Below are 18462 nucleotides of genomic sequence, written 5' to 3' on the forward strand. Positions count from 1 at the left end.
GCCATGACATCCCCGGAGCCCGTTGAAAGCCGGACGCAGACCCGGACGGAGGGGCGCACCGCGCAGACCGCGACGCTCGCCGAGATCGCCCGTGAGGCGGGCGTCTCCGCGCCGACTGTTTCGAAGGTCCTCAACGGCCGGGCCGACGTCGCCCCGGCCACCCGGTCCCGCGTCGAGGGCCTGCTGCGCGCGCACGGCTACCGGCGCCGCCGCGCCGAGGCGACCCGCTCGCCCCTGATCGACCTCGTCTTCCACGAGCTGGAGAGCGCCTGGGCGATGGAGGTCATCCGGGGCGTGGAGAACGTGGCCCGGGACGCCGGCCTCAGTGTGGTGCTGTCCGAGAGCGCGGGCCGGCTCACCCCCGGGCGGACCTGGGCCGACCAGGTCGCCGCACGCCGGCCGCACGGCGTGATCCTGGTCCTGTCCGGACTCGACGAGTCGCAGCGGGCGCTGCTGACCAGCCGCTCCATCCCGTTCGTGGTGATGGACCCGGCCGGTGACCCGGGCGTCGACGTGCCGTCGATCGGTGCGACCAACTGGCAGGGCGGCCTCGCCGCCACCCGGCACCTGGTCGAGCTGGGACACCGCAGGATCGGCGCGATCAGCGGACCCTCGCAGATGATGTGCAGCCGGGCCCGGATCGACGGCTACCGGGCCGCGCTGGAGACGGCCGGACTGCCGGTGGATCCCACCCTGATCGCCACCGGCGACTTCCACCACGAGGCCGGCTACCGGCTCGGCCTGGAGCTGCTGCGCCGCCCGGACCGGCCGACCGCGGTCTTCGCCGGGAACGACCTTCAGGCGCTCGGGCTGTACGAGGCGGCGCGCGAGCTGGGGCTGCGCATCCCCGAGGACCTGAGCGTGGTCGGGTTCGACGATCTGCCGGTGGCGCCCCTGGTCGGGCCGCCGCTGACGACCGTACGGCAGCCGCTGACCGAGATGGCCGAGGCGGCGGCCAGGCTGGTCCTCGATCTCGGGCGGGACGAGGGGACCCCGGCGGCGACCCGGGTGGAGCTGGCGACCAGCCTGGTGGTGCGCAGCAGCACGACGGGGCCCGCGCAACGGTAAGGGGCGCGTCGACGGGCTTCCCGGACGTCCCCGCATCGAATCTCTCGGACGCACCGCTTTCTCGGGCGCCCCGCATCGAACCGAAGTCAATCGCCTGCGCTGTCGAAACTTTCGAATGGCTCGCGTCCTGAAATCTGAGAACTTCCGAAGAAAGGACGCCCTGAGCTCCCTGCCCGTCAAAATTCGGACTTATGTTCCTGCCCGTGACGGGACACCACGGGGACGAGTGCTCGGAAGCCGGCCGGCGGTCGCGAGCGCTGAGAGCGGCCGGCCTGATCCTGGCGGGGACGCTGGTGCTGGCTGCCGGGGCGGCCGGCTGGGCCTACTGGCATCTCAGCGACAACATCACCGGCGTCGACATCGACGGCGCACCGGGCGACAACCGGCCGGCGAAGCCGGTGACCACACCCTCGCCCTCGGCATCGGCCCCGCCGAGCGAGGCCCTCAACATCCTGGTCCTCGGCTCGGACTCGCGCAGCGGCAAGGAGAACCGCAGGCTCGGCGGCGGCGACAGCGCGGGCGCCCGTTCCGACACGGCGATGGTCGTCCATCTGGACGCCGGGCGGACCACCGCGACGGTGGTGAGCATCCCGCGCGACACCCTGGTCACCCGCCCGTCCTGCCCGCGCCGCTCCGGTGGCTCGACACGAGTCGCCCGCCTCGCGATGTTCAACAGCGCGTACGAGGTGGGCGGCCCGGTCTGCGCGGTGAAGACGGTCGAGGCGATGACGAACGTCCGCATGGACCACTACCTCGAAATCGACTTCTCGGGTTTCGCCCGGCTCGTCGACGCGCTCGGCGGTGTCACCGTCACCACGGACGAGGACATCACCGACGAGGACAGCCACCTGCGCCTGAAGGCGGGCACCCACCACCTGGACGGCACCCGGGCCCCCGCGTTCGCCCGCACCCGGCACGGCATGGGCGACGGCAGCGACCTGGGCCGCATAGGCCTCCAGCAGCAGCTGGTGAGGGCCCTGCTGGAGCAGATCGCCTCCCAGGGCCTGCTCACCGACCCGGCCGAGCTGTACCGCGTGGCCGACACGGTCACCGCCGGCCTCACCGCCGACACCGGCCTGGACTCCCTCGCCGAACTGACCCGTCTCGGGCAGAGCCTGAAGGGCCTCCCGGCGAGCGGGGTGCGGACGGTGACGATGCCGGTGGTGCAGGCGCCGTCGGATCCCAACCGGGTGGTGGCCGACGAGCCGCAGGCCGGGAAGCTGTGGGAGTCGCTGCGCTGACCTGCGGCAACGCGCCCCGGAGAAAAAACGTCGAAGAAAATCCGGCGAGCGTGTCGATCCGGCGGCCCCCCGATCGACGCAGGGGTGAGAGCGGGGAGGAGCCCCGCCTCCCGAGACCCCGAGGAGTCACCATGCCGCGCTTTCTCACCCTGATCCGCGTCGACGAGAAGAACGCCCCCGCCGAGGGGCCGAGCCCCGAGCTCATGGAGCGCATGAGCAAGCTGCTGGAGGAGATCACCAAGGCCGGGGTCATGCTCGACACGGCCGGGCTGACGCCGACCTCGGACGGCACCCGGGTGACCTGGGAGGGCGGTCGGCTGTCCGTCACCGACGGGCCGTTCACCGAGTCCAAGGAGGTCATCGGCGGCTACTCGATCAGCCAGTGCAAGGACAAGGCCGAGGCGATCGAGTGGACCAAGCGGTTCCTCTCCCTGCACGAGGACTACTGGACGATCACCGCCGAGGTCCGGCAGATCGCCGAGGACTGACCGGTCCGCGCTGCCGGTTCCGCTTGGCGGGGCGGCACCACGGGTGTCTGATGGTGGGCTGTGACCCCGCAGCCCACCCCGGCCTCCGAACCGGCTCCGGAGCCGCCTCCGGCCTCAGAGCCGCCTCCGGCCTCAGAGCCGCCTCCGGCCTCAGAGCCGCCCGGAGAGCCGTTTCCGACCTCGCAGGCCGCCCCGGTCGCCGAGCCGCCTCCCGCTTCTCAGCCCACCCCGGCCCCGGAGCCGGCCCATTCGCCGGGGTTCCGGTCCGAGCGTGCCGTCGAGGCCATCGAAACCGTCTTCCGTATGGAGTCGCCCCGGATCATCGCCGGTGTCGCCCGGGTCGTCCGGGACGTCGGTATCGCCGAGGAGCTCGCGCAGGACGCGCTGGTCGCCGCGCTGGAGCAGTGGCCGCGGGACGGGGTGCCCGACAACCCGGGGGCCTGGCTCATGGCCACCGCCCGCCACCGCGCCGTCGACCTGGTCCGGCGCCGGGAGAACTACGCCCGCAAGCTGGCGGAGATCGGCCGCGACCTGTCGGCCGTATCGCTACCGGAGGAGCCCGCCGACCCCGACGGCATCGACGACGACCTGCTTCGTCTGGTCTTCACCGCCTGCCACCCGGTCCTGTCCACCGAGGCCCGAACCGCCCTCACCCTGCGCCTGCTGGGCGGTCTGACCACGGCCGAGATCGCCCGCGCCTTCCTCGTCCCCGAGCCGACGATCGCCCAGCGCGTCGTCCGTGCCAAACGCACCCTGGCGACGAAGAACGTCGCCTTCGAAGTGCCCCGCGGCCCCGACTGCGAGGCCCGGCTGGGTTCGGTCCTGGACGTCATCTACCTCATCTTCAACGAGGGGTACGCCGCCACGGCGGGCGACGACTGGCTGCGCCCGTCCCTGTGCGAGGACGCCCTGCGCCTGGCCCGGGTGCTCTCGGCCCTGATGCCGAAGGAGCCCGAGGTGCACGGCCTCACCGCGCTGCTGGAGCTCCAGGCCTCCCGGACCGCGGCCCGTACCGGCCCCTCCGGCGAGCCGGTGCTGCTGAAGGACCAGAACCGCTCCCGCTGGAACCGCATGCTCATCGCCCGCGGTTTCGCCGCGCTGGGCCGGGCCGAGGCCACCTCCTCCGGCGGCCCGGGCCCGTACACCCTGCAAGCGGCCATCGCCGCCTGCCACGCGCACGCGTACACCTACGAGGAGACCGACTGGGCCCGCATCGCCACCCTCTACGGCCTGCTGGCCGCCCGCTCCCCGTCGCCGGTCGTGGAGCTGAACCGTGCGGTGGCCGTCTCGATGTCCGAGGGCCCGGCCCCGGCCCTCGCCCTCGTCGACGCCCTGGCCGGCCACCGGGCCCTGCGGGACTACCACCTGCTGCCCAGCGTCCGCGGCGATCTCCTGGCCCGTCTCGGCCGCCCGGCGGAGGCCCGGGCAGAGTTCGAACGGGCGGCGTCGCTCACCCGGAACGAGAGGGAGCGGGCCCTGCTGCTGCGGAGGGCGGCCGAGCCGTCCTGAAGGTCAGGCGGCGAGCCCGATGAGCATCGCCGGGGTCAGACGGGGTGCCCGATGAGCATCGCCGGGGCCCCCGCGACCCGGGTCAGGAACACCGTCGCCGCGTGCGGGCCCTGCGGCTTGACCTTCCTGCGGAGCTCCTCCGGCTCGACCGCCGAGCCCCGCTTCTTCACGGTCAGCGTGCCGACCTGCCGCTCCCGCAGGAGGGCCTTGAGCCTCTTGACGCTGAACGGCAGGTGGTCGGTGATCTCGTAGGCCGTGGCGTACGGGGTCGGGCGCAGGGTGTCGGCCGTGACGTACGCGATGGTCGCGTCGAGCAGGCCGCCGTCGACCCGGTCGGCCACCTCGGCGACCAGGTGGGCCCGGATGACGGCGCCGTCGGGCTCGTAGAGGTAGCGGCCGGGCGGGCGGACGCCGGGGTCGGGCAGGCCGCGGGAGAGCAGGCTGCGGGGGCCGGGCAGGAGGGTCGCCCGGACCGCCCCCGGCTCGGTGCCGAACCAGAGCACGGCCTCCTTGACGTCCCCGTGGTCGGAGATCCACTCGGCCTCGGCGTCCTCGGGGACCGCCTCGTGCGGGACGCCGGGGGCGATCTTCAGCGCGGCGCGGGGCGCCCGGCGGGCGGCGGAGACCGCCCAGGACAGCGGCGGCGAGTACGCCTCGGGGTCGAAGATCCGGCCGCGGCCGCCGCGCCGGGCGGGGTCGACGAACACGGCGTCGAAACCGGCCGTGTCCACCTCCGTGACGTCCGCCTCGCGCACCTCGACGAGGCCGGCCAGGCCCAGCGCCTCGGCGTTGGCCCGGGCCGTGGCGGCCGTCTGCGGGTCCCGGTCCACGGCCAGGACGCGGATTCCCGCACGGGCCAGCGCAATCGCGTCACCGCCGATGCCGCAGCACAGGTCGGCGACCGAGGTGATGCCCGACTCGGCCATCCGCCGGGCCCGGTAGGCCGCCACGCTCGCCCGCGTCGACTGCTCGACCCCGTTCGGCGTGAAGAACATCCGGCCCGCGTCCTCGGCCCCGAACTTGGCCACCGCCCGCTGCCGCAGCCGCGCCTGGCCGAGCGCGGCCGACACGAGTTCGGCGGGGTGCTCGCGGCGCAGCCGGGTCGCGACGGCCAGCTCCCGCGCCGGGTCGGTGTCCCGCACCTCGTCGAGGAGGGCGCTGCCTTCGGGGGTGAGGAGGAGGTCGAGGTCGTTCACCGGATCATTGTCGGCCACGGCTCAAGGGGAGGTGCCGCCGGTCGGGTCCTGGAGGGCCGCAGTCCGACGTGCTGTGAACGGGCAGGGAGACCGCGGCCGGTGGGCTGCCGCCGGAGGGGGCCGCGGCCGCTCCCGGTGCCCGGCCGGTGTGTGGGCCAGGTCCCGGTACCCGGCCGGTGTGGGCCAGTCGGTGGATGGTGGGGTGCCGGTCGCGGTGTCGGGCGGGATCGCCGTGAGGGGGCTGCGAGGATCCGGCACCATGCGAGCAGTCGTACAAAACGATAAAAGGCGGGCATGGGGGCGGGTGCCCGTCGGTACACGGATCGTCCTCGCCGTGCTCGTCCTCGCCGCCATTGCCTCCGGCTGCGCGCAGGACGGCGGCGACCAGGTCACCCCGGCCGGCGGCCAGCAGCCCCTCGACGCGCCCCCGGCCCGCGCGCTCGACTCCTACGCCACCAAGCTGCGCGCCGCGCACGACGCCCGGGTCGCCGCCGCACGCCGCTGGGACCTGCGCAGGACCCCCTCGGCCGCCCCGCCCGCCCCCGTGAGCAAGCCGAGGATCAGGACCCGCAAGGGCTTCGAGGTGGACGGCCACCGGGAGCTGGACCTCCCGCCCGTCTTCACGAGGATCCCCACCCGCGACAAGGTCGTCTTCCTCACGATCGACGACGGAGCCGAGAAGGACCCCGCGTTCCTGCGGATGATGAGCGACCTCGACGTGCCGTACAGCGCGTTCCTCAGCGGCTACCTGGTCAAGGACCACCCCGGCTACTTCCGGCGGATGCAGTCCGGGGGCGTGGCGCTGCACAACCACACCCTCTACCACCCCAATCTGCGGGGCCTGTCCTACCGGGCGCAGATGCGCGAGATCTGCGGCATGCAGCGCTACATGGAGAGGCGCTTCGGCACCCGCCCCACGCTCTTCCGCCCGCCCTACGGCAGCTACGACCGGGCGACCCTGCGCGCCGCCAAGGCCTGCGGGATCGCCTACGTGCCGCTGTGGAACGAGGAGGTCTTCGCCGACCACTGGGAGTACCGCGACGGGGGCCGGAAGCTGCACCCGGGCGACATCGTCCTCACGCACTTCCGGGGCCGCGACCAGTGGAAGGGCACGATGGCCGACATGGTCCGCCGCTTCCTGAACAAGGTCACGGCCCAGGGGTACACGGTCGCGCGACTGGAGGACTACCTGTGAGGCGGCCCGCCGCCGCCCTGCTGTGCGCGGCCCTGCTGACCGGCTGCGCCGGGGCTCCGGGGGAGCGGCCGGGCACCGCCGACGGCCGCGCCCGGGATCCGGCGCCCGGGGTGAGCGACCCGCGCCGGCTGCCGCCCGTCGTGGACCACGTCCCCACCCGCGAGCCCGTCGTCTTCCTCACCTACGACGACGGCGCCGAACGCGACCCCCGCTTCATCGACCTCGTCCGCGAACGGCGGCTCCCGGTCAGCATGTTCCTCACGGACAGCGTCGTAGGGCCCGGCTACGGCCACTTCGCCCGGCTGCGCGCGGTCGGCGCGTCCCTCCAGAACCACACCCTCGACCACCCCGCCCTGCGCGGCCTGCCCTACGCCGGACAGCGCGCCGAGATCTGCGGCCAGCAGCACAAACTCCGCTCCCGCTTCGGCGTCACCCCCCGGCTCCTCCGCCCGCCCTACGGCTCTTACGACACCACGACCCTGCGCGCCGCCGACGACTGCGGCATCACCGCCGTCGTCCTGTGGCGCGCGTCCCTGGGCGGCGACGGCGCACTGACGTACACCCGGGGCGCGCACGGTCTGCGGGCAGGCGACATCGTCTCGGTGCCGTCCGGCGACACCGGGTCCCCGACCCTCACGGAACGGACCGAACGCCTGCTGCGGGAGATCGGGGCACGGGGACTGCGGGTGGGGCGGCTCGAGGACCACCTGGAGGGGACGCCTGCCCGACGCGCCGTCGGCAATTAGCAGTCCGCTTGACCGAGTGCTAATCGCAGTCATAGTCTCGGCTCTGGCACTCCCCCTAGGAGAGTGCCAACACAGCGACGGGCAGGTCCGGCACCCGCGACGACGGATCCACCTGGTCGCCACCTCAGACAGTTAACCCCGTGAGATCTCCGAAGGGGGAGGTCGGATCGTGACGACCACCAGCTCCAAGGTTGCCATCAAGCCGCTCGAGGACCGCATCGTGGTCCAGCCGCTCGACGCCGAGCAGACCACCGCCTCTGGCCTGGTCATCCCGGACACCGCCAAGGAGAAGCCCCAGGAGGGCGTCGTCCTGGCCGTGGGCCCGGGCCGCTTCGAGGACGGCAACCGTCTTCCGCTCGACGTCTCCGTCGGCGACGTCGTGCTCTACAGCAAGTACGGCGGCACCGAGGTGAAGTACAACGGCGAGGAGTACCTCGTCCTCTCGGCCCGCGACGTGCTCGCGATCGTCGAGAAGTAATTCACCCAAGCACATTGCTTTGAACTGCGCCCCTGGCTCCCGCGATCGCCAATAAGCCGGGCGCCCGGGGCGCAGTGCCGTATATCCCAGATTCCGGAAGAGGGCTCACGCTCCCATGGCGAAGATCCTGAAGTTCGACGAGGACGCCCGTCGCGCCCTCGAGCGCGGCGTCAACAAGCTTGCCGACACGGTCAAGGTGACGATCGGCCCCAAGGGCCGCAACGTCGTCATCGACAAGAAGTTCGGCGCTCCCACCATCACCAACGACGGTGTGACCATCGCCCGTGAGGTCGAGGTCGAGGACCCGTACGAGAACCTCGGTGCCCAGCTGGTCAAGGAGGTGGCGACCAAGACCAACGACATCGCGGGTGACGGTACGACCACCGCGACCGTGCTCGCCCAGGCGCTCGTGCGCGAGGGCCTGAAGAACGTCGCCGCCGGTGCCTCCCCGGCCGCCCTGAAGAAGGGCATCGACGCCGCCGTCGCCGCCGTTTCCGAGGACCTGCTCGCCACGGCCCGCCCGATCGACGAGAAGTCCGACATCGCCGCCGTCGCCGCGCTGTCCGCCCAGGACCAGCAGGTCGGCGAGCTCATCGCCGAGGCGATGGACAAGGTCGGCAAGGACGGTGTCATCACCGTCGAGGAGTCCAACACCTTCGGTCTGGAGCTGGACTTCACCGAGGGCATGGCCTTCGACAAGGGCTACCTGTCGCCGTACTTCGTGACGGACCAGGAGCGCATGGAAGCCGTCCTGGACGACCCGTACATCCTCATCACGCAGGGCAAGATCTCCGCCATCGCGGACCTGCTGCCGCTGCTGGAGAAGGTCATCCAGGCCAACGCCTCCAAGCCGCTGCTGATCATCGCCGAGGACGTGGAGGGCGAGGCCCTCTCCACCCTCGTCGTGAACAAGATCCGCGGCACCTTCAACGCCGTCGCGGTGAAGGCCCCCGGCTTCGGCGACCGCCGCAAGGCGATGCTGCAGGACATGGCCGTCCTCACCGGCGCCACGGTCGTCTCCGAGGAGGTCGGCCTCAAGCTCGACCAGGTCGGCCTGGACGTCCTCGGCTCCGCCCGCCGCGTCACCGTCACCAAGGACGACACCACCGTCGTCGACGGCGCCGGCAAGAAGGACGACGTGCACGGCCGCGTCGCCCAGATCAAGGCCGAGATCGAGACCACCGACTCCGACTGGGACCGCGAGAAGCTCCAGGAGCGCCTCGCGAAGCTGGCCGGCGGCGTGTGCGTCATCCGCGTGGGTGCCGCCACCGAGGTCGAGCTCAAGGAGCGCAAGCACCGTCTGGAGGACGCCATCTCCGCGACCCGCGCCGCGGTCGAGGAGGGCATCGTCTCCGGTGGTGGCTCCGCGCTGGTCCACGCCGTCAAGGTCCTCGAGGGCAACCTCGGCAAGACCGGCGACGAGGCCACGGGTGTCGCGGTCGTCCGCCGCGCCGCCGTCGAGCCGCTGCGCTGGATCGCCGAGAACGCCGGCCTCGAGGGCTACGTCATCACCTCGAAGGTGGCCGAGCTCGACAAGGGCCAGGGTTTCAACGCCGCCACCGGCGAGTACGGCGACCTGGTGAAGGCCGGCGTCATCGACCCGGTCAAGGTCACCCGCTCCGCCCTGGAGAACGCCGCCTCCATCGCCTCCCTCCTCCTCACGACCGAGACCCTGGTCGTCGAGAAGAAGGAAGAGGAGGAGCCGGCCGCCGCGGGCCACGGCCACGGCCACGCCCACTGAGGCCCACGCCTCACGCCTGACGACGTAAGGTCGCCGGAGCCCGAGTGAAGGCCCGGCACCCCTGACACGGGGTGCCGGGCCTTCGCCGTCGCGTCCGCCCGTGACGGGAACCGTCGGGACCGTGTTCGGCCTCCTGAATACGGGAGCAGAAGGGGGTTGCGATGAGTCAGGTGCTCTACGAGGAGCGATCCAGGAATCCACTGGCGCGCACCGCGGAACTCACCGAGGACCGGCTGCGCCGGGGCGGCCGGACCACACCGCTGGACGAGCTGAACCTCGGTGCCATGGCCGAGGCGTATCTGCGCGGACACTGGCTCGGCGGTGGCGGTGCCGAACGCCCCCTCGCGTCGCTCGTGCAGGGCCCGGGCATCGTCCCGGTCACCCGCGTCACCGGCACCACCACGCCCTTGAAGGTGCGCAGGACCGCCGACTTCGCCCGGGCGCTCGGCGAACTCGCGGTGCGCAGGTGCGGCGGGGCGGACCAGGTGGCCGCACTCGCCGAGCGGGCCCGTGCGGAGGACGTGCCGCTGTGGATCGCACGGCGGTACGCGCCGGGGCCCGCCGGGCCGGTCGCCGTCGCGGTGGACCGGCGCCTGGTCCGCGTGGACGTCTGGGGCCCGGGCGCTCCCGCCGTGCGCCTGCGGGCCCCTTACGGCTTCCGCGGTGACTCGACGGTTCCGGGCAGCGGCCTGGTCATGACCGTCGGAGACGTCGGCGCCCGGCTGATCCTGCAGAAGAAGTTCCGCAAGTCCAAGAGCAGCGTGGACATAGTCCTGCCCGACCGGCGCTGGACCCTGCGCCGTGAGACCGCGCAGAGCTCGTGGCTGTCGCGCGACGGCCGGGGGGTCGCGCTGCTGACCCGCCCCGGGCGGCGGCCCGGCCCGCAGCCCGGCTCGGTGCTGCTGCCGCTGGCCGACGTGCGCCACGAGAGCCCCGACCCGCTGGACGCCGTCATGGCCCACGCGGTCGCCGTGTCCTTCGGCCTCGGCGACACGACGGGCCTGGCCAGATTCCGTGCCGTGCACTCCCGCCGGAACACGGACGACGACACCTGGGGCCTCCCCTGGTTCAGCAACCTCGGCAGCGGCAGTGACGACAACGAACCCGGCGGCGGCGACGGCTGGGGCAGCGACGGCGGAGAGGGCGGAGACGGGGGCGGGGGCGGCGGTGACGGCGGCGGCGGTGGAGACGGAGGAGGCGGCGGAGGCGGCGACTAGCCGGCCGCCGGCCGGTCACCGCCTCGTGACTCCCGCGCTCGGCGACTGCGGAGTCAGAGCTCCGTGGGCTCCAACGCTCCCAGCTGCTGCATCAGCCCCAGCCGGTCGTACTGCCACCAGCCCTCGGCGATCTTCCCGTCCGGGGTGCAGCGGTGGACGGTCGTCCCGGTCATGGTGACCTCCTGCCCGGTCGGCGGGATCCCGAGGAACTCGCCGGTGTGCCGCCCGTGGAAGGTCCACCGGGTGCACACCCGGTCCCCTTGCGCCATCTGGTCCTCGATGGTGAACGAGAAGTCGAACCCGCCCCGCCACACCTCCACCTCGCGCCGGACCGCGTCCAGCCCGATGACGTCCTGCACATTGGCGGGATCGTGGTCGTGGTAGTCCTCGATGAACACGTCGTTGAGCGGCGGCGCGGCCCCCTGGCCCGGCGCGATCTCGAAGAACCTGCGCGCGGTGGCCGCGTAGAGCTGCTCATCCCGCACCACGTCCAGGTCCGTGAAGGTCGGCGCCTCCTCGCAGAGCGCCACCATGTCCTGGAAGATCCGGTCGGTCTCCGGCAGCCCGGAGTTGCGCATCGCCTCCTCGTACGACGGGAACTCCACGATCTCCACGATGTGCGAGGCGTCGGCCCGGTCCTTGGCCACCACACTGTGCGACGCGGTCCGTTTCCCCTTGGTCTGTTCGACCCACCGGTCCATCAGCCGGTTCATCTCGTCGAGCCGGCTGGTCCTGCATTCGATGAGCTGTACGAAGGTCATGGCATCGCCTTCCGGCCCCCCTGGGTCCGGCTGAAACAGCTTCATTGTCCCAAGGGGGCGGCCCTGCTGCCTCCCGGTGCGCGGTGGCCGACGGGGAGGGGAGCAGCCGGCCGGGCCGGGTCGTCCGCGGCTACTGCGGCCCGTACTTCCGGCCCGTCCTGGAGGAAACGGCCCCGAGCATCCCGCGCGGCACCAGCTTCGCCACTCCCATCAGCGCCTTGTAGCGCGGGTCCGGGATAGACAGCGTCTTGCCGCGCGCCAGATCGTGCAGCGCCGCCGCCACCAGCTTGTCCGCGTCGAGCCACATCCAGCCCGGGATGTTGTCGGTGCCCATCCCGGCCCGCTCGTGGAACTCGGTGCGCACGAACCCCGGGCAGAGCGCCATCAGCCGTACGCCGCTGCCGCCCAGGTCGCGGGCCGCGCCCTGCGTGAACTGCACGACCCAGGCCTTGGAGGCACCGTAGGTGCCGCGCGGGACGAAGGCGGCCACCGACGCGACGTTGACGACGCCGCCGCGGCCGCGCTCGCGCATCGCCGCGGTAGCCGCCGACGTCAGCCGCAGCACCGCCTCGCAGTGCACCTTCAGCATCCGCAGCTCGTCGGCCATGGAGACGTCCAGATAGCGGCCCTTGTTGCCGAACCCGGCGTTGTTGATCAGCAGGTCGACGGAGTTCTTGCGGTCGCCGAGACGTCCGGCCACCGCCTCGATGCCCTCGTCCTCGGCCAGGTCGGCCGTCAGCACCTCCGCCTCGATGCCGTGCCGGTCGTGCAGTTCGGTCGCCTGTTCGCGCAGCCGCTTGGTGTCGCGGGCCACCAGCACCAGGTTGTGCCCGTCCGCAGCCAGTCGCCGCGCGAACGCGGCCCCGATGCCTGCCGTCGATCCCGTAATCAGAGCCGTTGTCATGGCAGAAGGTTAGTGACACGGACCGCGTGCATCCGCTTCCCCAGGGGGCCGTCCGTGGTGAAGGGTCCGTGGAGACGGGCGTGGTGAGCGGCGATCAGGCCCCGTACTTCTCCTCGTACTCCCGGGCCGTTCGCAGCACCTCCGGGTGCAGGGCCCCGCCCGCCGCCAGGACCCTCGGCAGCAGCGTCCGCTCGGTCGTCACCGCGCGGAACTGAAGGGCCACGGTCACCTCGTGACCCGGCCGGTGCACGATCTCGACGGCATCGCCCGCCCGGACCTCCCCGGGCACGACCACCCGCAGATACGCCCCCGGCGCCCCGCGCTGCGTGAACCGCTTCACCCAGCCCTTCTCGCCCATGTGGCCCTGGAACGTACGGCACGGGATCCGCCCGGAGGTGACCTCCAGCACCACCTCGGGCCCGATCCGCCAGCGCTCACCGATCAGGGCACCGGACACGTCCAGGCCACGAGTCGTGAGGTTCTCGCCGAACGCGCCGTCGGGCAGCGCCCGGCCCAGCTCGCGCTCCCACTCGTCGAGGTCCTCACGGGCCATGGCGTACACCGCCTGGTCATCGCCTCCGTGGTGCTTCAGCGTGCACACGGTGTCCCCGGCCAGTCCGCTCCCGCCGATGCCCTTGGGGCCGGGCGCGGACACCCGCACCGGGCCGTCCACCGGCCGCTTGTCGATCCCGGTCACGCCCTCCGGGTGGTCCGTCCAGGGCACGGCCACGGCGTGGCCCAGATTCACTGACAGAAGCTTCATGCCCGCACGGTAGGCGACCGGCGCCCAAAGCGTCGACGCATTATCAGGCGCGACATCAAAGAGTGACTTATCCTCTGAGGGTGATCGAAGCTCGTCATCTCCGTGTCCTGCGCGCTGTCGCGACCACCGGCTCCTTCTCCGCCGCAGGCCGCGAGCTGGGCTGTACCCAGCCCGCCGTCAGCCAGCAGATGAAGGCCCTGGAGACCTCCGTCGGCACACCGCTGCTGATCCGCACCGGACGCGAGATGCGTCTGACCCAGGCAGGCGAGGTCCTGGTGCGGCACGCCGCCGGGATTCTCTCGGGTCTCACGGCCGCGGAGGAGGAGGTCGCCGCCATCGCCGGGCTGCGCGCGGGCCGGGTCCGGCTCGTCTCCTTCCCCAGTGGCAGCTCCACGCTCGTCCCCACGGCCCTCGCCGCGCTGCGCGAGGCGCACCCCGGTACCCGGGTCTCCCTCGAGGAGGCCGAGCCGCCCGCGTCCGTCGGGCTGCTGCGCGAGGGCGACTGCGACGTGGCGCTCGCGTTCCGCTACGAGGGGGCGGCGGGTGCGGAGGAGTGGGACGACCTGGTCGTACGGCCGCTGCTGTCGGACCGGCTGGTCGCGCTCGTGCCGGAGCGTCACCGGCTCGCGGGCGCGGAGTCCGTCGCGATCGGCGAACTCACCGATGAGCCGTGGATCGCGGGCTGCCCGCGCTGCCGCGGACAGCTGGTAGAGGTGTGCGCGGCGGCCGGCTTCACCCCGCGCATCGACTTCGCGACCGACGACTACCCGGCGGTGGTCGGCCTCGTCGGCGCCGGCCTGGGCGTGGCCGTCCTTCCCCAGCTGGCCGTCGAGTCGGTCCGGCCCCGGGGGGTGCGCGCCGTACGGCTCGAACCGGCGGTGCGGCGGGAGATCGTCGCGCTCACCCTGCCCGACCTCGCACAGGTCCCGGCCGTGGCGGCGACACTCGACCAGCTGGCCCGGGCCGCCCGCCGCCCGTAGCGGCCCACTCGCGTCAAAAACCAACGGCACGCGTGTGCGTGCCCTTCGCAGAAACGTTCCTTCAGTCGTGCGAGGCGGTGTGCCCGCCCGATGCCGACGCCGACACCAGCCGGTTGCGCGCCCGCCCCATGAGCTCTTCGCGCTCGTCCTCGGTCAGCCCGCCCCACACGCCGTACGGCTCACGCACCGCCAAGGCGTGAGCGGCGCACTCCGCGCGTACCGGGCACCTCATGCAGACCTCTTTGGCCGAGTTCTCACGAGCGCTCCTCGCCGCACCGCGCTCACCCTCCGGGTGGAAGAAGAGCGAGCTGTCCACCCCGCGACAGGCAGCCAGCAGCTGCCAGTCCCACAGGTCCGCGTTCGGTCCGGGAAGGCGGGAGAAATCTGCCATTACGTGACCCCTTGTTGCCGTTCTGAGCGGATCCGGTGTCTATGACCGTACAACTACGATCTAAGGAGATGAAAATATGACTCATTGCGAATCTAGCTCCAGACACTGGCAAAGCGGAAGAAATAGGTCTGAATGGGGCATGGCTTGTGGTGAAAGTTCGAGGGTCCGCTGCGCATGCGTCCACCGTGTCCGCCCCCTCACGTAGAGTGCCGAAGAGGGCAGCCGCCCCCGTAACTCTTTCGAGTGACCGTCGTTGAGAGTGCGAGGCGGTTGAAGGAACAAGTGCTCGGGCCCGCGTCCGAGACGGTCGACCGCACAGGTGACGATTTCGTACCAGCCTGGAGGCTCAAGGTGACGCGCATCAGCTGCGGAGGGCGGTCATGACATCCGTCCTCGTCTGCGACGACTCCCCGCTTGCCCGAGAGGCGCTCCGTCGTGCGGTGGCGACCGTGCCCGGCGTAGAGCGCGTGACGACGGCGGCCAACGGCGAGGAAGTCCTCCGCCGCTGGGGGGCCGACCGCTCGGACCTGATTCTGATGGACGTACGCATGCCCGGACTGGGCGGCGTCGAGACGGTCCGGCGGTTGCTGTCGGCCGACCCCGGTGCGCGCATCATCATGCTCACCGTCGCCGAGGACCTGGACGGCGTGGCCCTCGCGGTCGCCGCCGGTGCCCGCGGCTATCTGCACAAGGACGCCTCCCGCGCGGAACTGCGCGCGACGGTGACGCAGGCCCTGGCCGACCCGACCTGGCGGCTCGCCCCGCGGCGGCTGCGCTCGGCCGAGATGGGCGCCGCGCCCACGCTCACCGCGCGTGAGATCCAGGTACTCGAGGGCATGAGTCACGGCCGCTCGAACGCCGAGATCGGCCGCGAGCTGTTCCTCTCCGAGGACACCGTCAAGACGCACGCCCGGCGCCTGTTCAAGAAGCTCGGCGCCTCGGACAGGGCCCACGCCGTGGCGCTCGGTTTCCGGTGGGGTCTGGTGCGCTAGGACCTGTTGTTCGGATCACGCCCGTCCCTCGGATCACGCCCGTCCCCCGGACCGGGCCGGTTCCGAGGCGGGGGCTCCGGTCCCGGCGGAGGAGCGGGGGCACCTGGATGCCCCCGCGGGAGCCGCACCCGCACGCGTCGGAGCCGGTGGCCGACGGCGGTGCCGGGGATCCGTGCCCGGCCGGGCGGGGTCGAGGGCCCGGCAGGGTGCGCGCGAGGGCCCACGTCCCCGGGACGATCCGAACGACAGGTCCCAGCGATCCCGGTGCGGGCGCGGAAAGCCAGGTGGGCGCGGGTGGGCCCGGAGCCCACAGGGTGCCCGCTGCTCGTTTCGCCGCGGATGCCGCATCCTTGAGGGTGTGGAGTTCCTCGGGGACGAGTCGGTCGAGCGGAAGGGGAGGGCGCAGGGGATGAGTGCCGGCGCACCTGCTCATAACGCTTCAGTGCACAACAACGGGCGCGGTGCCGCGGACCCGGCGGCCGCAAGGCACCATGGACCGATGCGCGACGACGAGGCGGCCCATGCCCAGGGCGCGATCGGTGCGCTCGTCCACCGCGCCGTCGACGGGGACGAGCAGGCCACGCACGACCTGCTCGCCCATGTCCACCCCCTGGCCCTGCGCTACTGCCGCACCCGTCTGTCCCGTCTGCCGGGCGACGCGCGGCACTTCGTGGAGGACCTCGCCCAGGAGGTCTGCGTGGCGGTGCTCCTCGCGCTGCCCCGCTACCGGGACACCGGACGCCCCTTCGAGGCGTTCGTCTTCGCCATCGCCGCCCACAAGGTCGCCGACCTGCAGCGCGCGGCGATGCGCCACCCCGGCTCGACGGCCGTCCCGTCCGACGAGATGCCCGAGCGTCCGGACGACTCCCTCGGTCCGGAGGAGCGCGCCCTGCTCAGCAGCGACGCGGAATGGGCCAAGAAACTGCTGGCCAACCTCCCCGAGAACCAGCGGGAGCTGCTGCTGCTGCGGATCGCGGTGGGCCTCACGGCCGAGGAGACCGGCCAGATGTTGGGAATGTCACCCGGCGCGGTCCGGGTGGCTCAGCACAGGGCGCTGAGCCGACTGCGGGCGCTGGCCGAGCAGTAGGCCCTCGGCGGCCCTTCGTTGAACAGGCGGTGCGCCGCTTCCGTACGAACATACGAAGCCCGGTGCGGGCCGGAACCGTGGAATGAGACAGCCCTGCTTCCCGTTAGCATGGACATCCGCACCGATCAAGGCCATTTGGGGAAGGTGTCATGACTGCCAACGTCGACGGAGTGCCCGGAAAATTCGCGACACTCGGGCTGACCTACGACGACGTGCTGCTGCTGCCGGGTGCATCCGAGGTGCTCCCCAACGCGGTCGACACCTCGTCCCGCATCTCCCGCAACGTCCGGGTCAACATCCCGCTGCTCTCGGCGGCGATGGACAAGGTGACCGAGTCCCGCATGGCGATCGCGATGGCCCGCCAGGGCGGCGTCGGCGTGCTGCACCGCAACCTGTCCGTCGAGGACCAGGTGAACCAGGTCGACCTGGTCAAGCGCTCCGAGTCCGGCATGGTGACCGACCCGATCACGGTGCACCCCGACGCCACGCTCGCCGAGGCCGACGCCCTGTGCGCCAAGTTCCGCATCAGCGGCGTCCCCGTCACCGACGGCAACAAGAAGCTGCTCGGCATCGTCACCAACCGCGACATGGCCTTCGAGTCGGACCGCACGCGTCAGGTGCGCGAGGTCATGACCCCGATGCCGCTGGTCACCGGCAAGGTCGGCATCTCCGGAGCGGACGCCATGGAGCTGCTGCGCCGCCACAAGATCGAGAAGCTTCCGCTGGTCGACGACGCGGGCGTCCTCAAGGGCCTCATCACGGTCAAGGACTTCGTCAAGGCCGAGCAGTACCCCAACGCGGCGAAGGACGCCGAGGGCCGGCTGCTCGTCGGTGCGGCCGTGGGCGCCAGCCCCGAGGCGCTGGAGCGCGCCCAGGCGCTCGCCGGTGCCGGTGTGGACTTCCTGGTGGTCGACACCTCGCACGGCCACAACAGCAACGCCCTCAGCTGGATGGCGAAGATCAAGTCGAGTGTGGGTGTCGACGTGATCGGCGGCAACGTCGCCACGCGTGACGGCGCCCAGGCTCTGATCGACGCCGGTGTCGACGGCATCAAGGTGGGTGTGGGCCCCGGCTCGATCTGCACCACCCGCGTCGTGGCCGGTATCGGCGTCCCGCAGGTCACCGCCATCTACGAGGCGTCCCTCGCGGCCCGTCCGGCGGGCATCCCGCTGATCGGCGACGGCGGCCTGCAGTACTCCGGCGACATCGGCAAGGCCCTGGCGGCCGGCGCCGACACGGTGATGCTGGGCAGCCTCCTCGCCGGCTGTGAGGAGTCCCCGGGCGAGCTGCAGTTCATCAACGGCAAGCAGTTCAAGTCGTACCGCGGCATGGGCTCGCTCGGCGCGATGCAGTCCCGCGGCCAGGCCAGGTCGTACTCCAAGGACCGCTACTTCCAGGCCGAGGTCGGCTCCGACGACAAGCTCGTCCCCGAGGGCATCGAGGGCCAGGTGCCCTACCGCGGCCCGCTGGCCAACGTGCTGCACCAGCTCGTCGGCGGCCTGCGCCAGACGATGGGCTACGTGGGCGCCGCCTCCATCGACGAGATGGAGACCAAGGGCCGCTTCGTCCGGATCACGTCCGCGGGCCTCAAGGAGAGCCACCCGCACGACATCCAGATGACGGTCGAGGCGCCGAACTACAGCCGCAGCAAGTAGCGGCCCGGCCTTCCGAGGGCGGCTCCGGGGCATCCGGGGCCGCCCTCGTC

18 protein-coding genes are annotated in these 18462 nt (G+C 72.1%); 13 read left to right on the forward strand and 5 right to left on the reverse strand.

Annotated elements, in window-relative coordinates:
- Nucleotides 1-3 precede the first annotated feature (3 nt).
- From ACIQU3_RS01540 to ACIQU3_RS01555, 4 genes are all read left to right on the forward strand, one after another.
- Complete coding sequence (locus ACIQU3_RS01540) at nucleotides 4-1068, forward strand: LacI family DNA-binding transcriptional regulator (protein ID WP_403724425.1); 1065 nt, start codon at nucleotides 4-6, stop codon at nucleotides 1066-1068.
- Between the two features lie 191 nt (nucleotides 1069-1259).
- Complete coding sequence (locus ACIQU3_RS01545) at nucleotides 1260-2309, forward strand: LCP family protein (RefSeq protein ID WP_403724428.1); 1050 nt, start codon at nucleotides 1260-1262, stop codon at nucleotides 2307-2309.
- 131 nt (nucleotides 2310-2440) lie between these two features.
- Nucleotides 2441-2797, forward strand: a complete 357-nt coding sequence (locus tag ACIQU3_RS01550; protein WP_403724432.1) for a YciI family protein — start codon at nucleotides 2441-2443, stop codon at nucleotides 2795-2797.
- Between the two features lie 303 nt (nucleotides 2798-3100).
- On the forward strand, nucleotides 3101-4306 hold the full coding sequence (locus ACIQU3_RS01555; protein WP_403922983.1) for an RNA polymerase sigma factor: 1206 nt from the start codon (nucleotides 3101-3103) through the stop codon (nucleotides 4304-4306).
- Nucleotides 4307-4341: 35 nt separating this feature from the next.
- On the opposite strand, the gene ACIQU3_RS01560 is transcribed toward ACIQU3_RS01555, so the two are convergent.
- Nucleotides 4342-5502, reverse strand: coding sequence for a methyltransferase domain-containing protein (locus ACIQU3_RS01560; RefSeq protein ID WP_403922985.1), 1161 nt, complete (start codon nucleotides 5500-5502; stop codon nucleotides 4342-4344).
- Nucleotides 5503-5761: 259 nt separating this feature from the next.
- Between ACIQU3_RS01560 and ACIQU3_RS01565 the strand changes: the two genes are divergently transcribed.
- The 5 genes from ACIQU3_RS01565 to ACIQU3_RS01585 all read left to right on the forward strand — a co-directional run bounded on the left by ACIQU3_RS01565 (nucleotide 5762) and on the right by ACIQU3_RS01585 (nucleotide 10879).
- Nucleotides 5762-6697: a polysaccharide deacetylase family protein gene (locus ACIQU3_RS01565; protein ID WP_403724442.1), complete on the forward strand. Its 936-nt coding sequence runs from the start codon at nucleotides 5762-5764 to the stop codon at nucleotides 6695-6697.
- Nucleotides 6694-7443 (forward strand): polysaccharide deacetylase family protein, encoded by a 750-nt coding sequence (locus ACIQU3_RS01570; protein WP_403724445.1) that lies wholly within the window; start codon nucleotides 6694-6696, stop codon nucleotides 7441-7443. Before ACIQU3_RS01565 ends, ACIQU3_RS01570 begins: the two co-directional genes overlap by 4 nt.
- 169 nt (nucleotides 7444-7612) lie before the next feature.
- Nucleotides 7613-7921, forward strand: coding sequence for a co-chaperone GroES (gene groES / locus ACIQU3_RS01575; protein ID WP_003974211.1), 309 nt, complete (start codon nucleotides 7613-7615; stop codon nucleotides 7919-7921).
- A gap of 115 nt (nucleotides 7922-8036) precedes the next feature.
- The gene (groL, locus tag ACIQU3_RS01580; protein WP_403724448.1) at nucleotides 8037-9662 is read left to right on the forward strand and encodes a chaperonin GroEL; all 1626 of its coding nucleotides are present in this window, start codon (nucleotides 8037-8039) and stop codon (nucleotides 9660-9662) included.
- A 161-nt stretch (nucleotides 9663-9823) separates the two neighbouring features.
- On the forward strand, nucleotides 9824-10879 hold the full coding sequence (locus tag ACIQU3_RS01585; protein ID WP_403724451.1) for a hypothetical protein: 1056 nt from the start codon (nucleotides 9824-9826) through the stop codon (nucleotides 10877-10879).
- A 53-nt stretch (nucleotides 10880-10932) separates the two neighbouring features.
- On the opposite strand, the gene ACIQU3_RS01590 is transcribed toward ACIQU3_RS01585, so the two are convergent.
- The 3 genes from ACIQU3_RS01590 to ACIQU3_RS01600 form a co-directional block, all read right to left on the reverse strand.
- Entirely contained in the window at nucleotides 10933-11640 is a 708-nt protein-coding gene (locus ACIQU3_RS01590) for an ester cyclase (RefSeq protein ID WP_403724453.1), read from the reverse strand.
- Nucleotides 11641-11770: 130 nt separating this feature from the next.
- Nucleotides 11771-12544: an SDR family NAD(P)-dependent oxidoreductase gene (locus tag ACIQU3_RS01595; protein ID WP_403724455.1), complete on the reverse strand. Its 774-nt coding sequence runs from the start codon at nucleotides 12542-12544 to the stop codon at nucleotides 11771-11773.
- A 94-nt stretch (nucleotides 12545-12638) separates the two neighbouring features.
- The gene (locus ACIQU3_RS01600) at nucleotides 12639-13307 is read right to left on the reverse strand and encodes an MOSC domain-containing protein (protein ID WP_403724458.1); all 669 of its coding nucleotides are present in this window, start codon (nucleotides 13305-13307) and stop codon (nucleotides 12639-12641) included.
- An 80-nt stretch (nucleotides 13308-13387) separates the two neighbouring features.
- Between ACIQU3_RS01600 and ACIQU3_RS01605 the strand changes: the two genes are divergently transcribed.
- The gene (locus tag ACIQU3_RS01605; RefSeq protein WP_403724461.1) at nucleotides 13388-14287 is read left to right on the forward strand and encodes a LysR family transcriptional regulator; all 900 of its coding nucleotides are present in this window, start codon (nucleotides 13388-13390) and stop codon (nucleotides 14285-14287) included.
- 61 nt (nucleotides 14288-14348) lie between these two features.
- On the opposite strand, the gene ACIQU3_RS01610 is transcribed toward ACIQU3_RS01605, so the two are convergent.
- The gene (locus tag ACIQU3_RS01610) at nucleotides 14349-14678 is read right to left on the reverse strand and encodes a WhiB family transcriptional regulator (RefSeq protein WP_333932799.1); all 330 of its coding nucleotides are present in this window, start codon (nucleotides 14676-14678) and stop codon (nucleotides 14349-14351) included.
- A 380-nt stretch (nucleotides 14679-15058) separates the two neighbouring features.
- On the opposite strand from ACIQU3_RS01610, the gene ACIQU3_RS01615 reads away from it, so the two are divergent.
- The 3 genes from ACIQU3_RS01615 (at nucleotide 15059) to guaB (ending at nucleotide 18412) form a co-directional block, all read left to right on the forward strand.
- Complete coding sequence (locus ACIQU3_RS01615; RefSeq protein WP_003948568.1) at nucleotides 15059-15670, forward strand: response regulator transcription factor; 612 nt, start codon at nucleotides 15059-15061, stop codon at nucleotides 15668-15670.
- Nucleotides 15671-16169: 499 nt separating this feature from the next.
- Nucleotides 16170-16757, forward strand: a complete 588-nt coding sequence (locus ACIQU3_RS01620; RefSeq protein WP_033311556.1) for a sigma-70 family RNA polymerase sigma factor — start codon at nucleotides 16170-16172, stop codon at nucleotides 16755-16757.
- A 149-nt stretch (nucleotides 16758-16906) separates the two neighbouring features.
- Entirely contained in the window at nucleotides 16907-18412 is a 1506-nt protein-coding gene (gene guaB, locus ACIQU3_RS01625) for an IMP dehydrogenase (RefSeq protein WP_403724465.1), read from the forward strand.
- The last annotated feature ends 50 nt before the right edge of the window (nucleotides 18413-18462 follow it).

The organism is Streptomyces sp. NPDC101110 (genome assembly GCF_044759525.1).
In the GTDB taxonomy this organism is placed as follows: Bacteria; Actinomycetota; Actinomycetes; order Streptomycetales; family Streptomycetaceae; genus Streptomyces.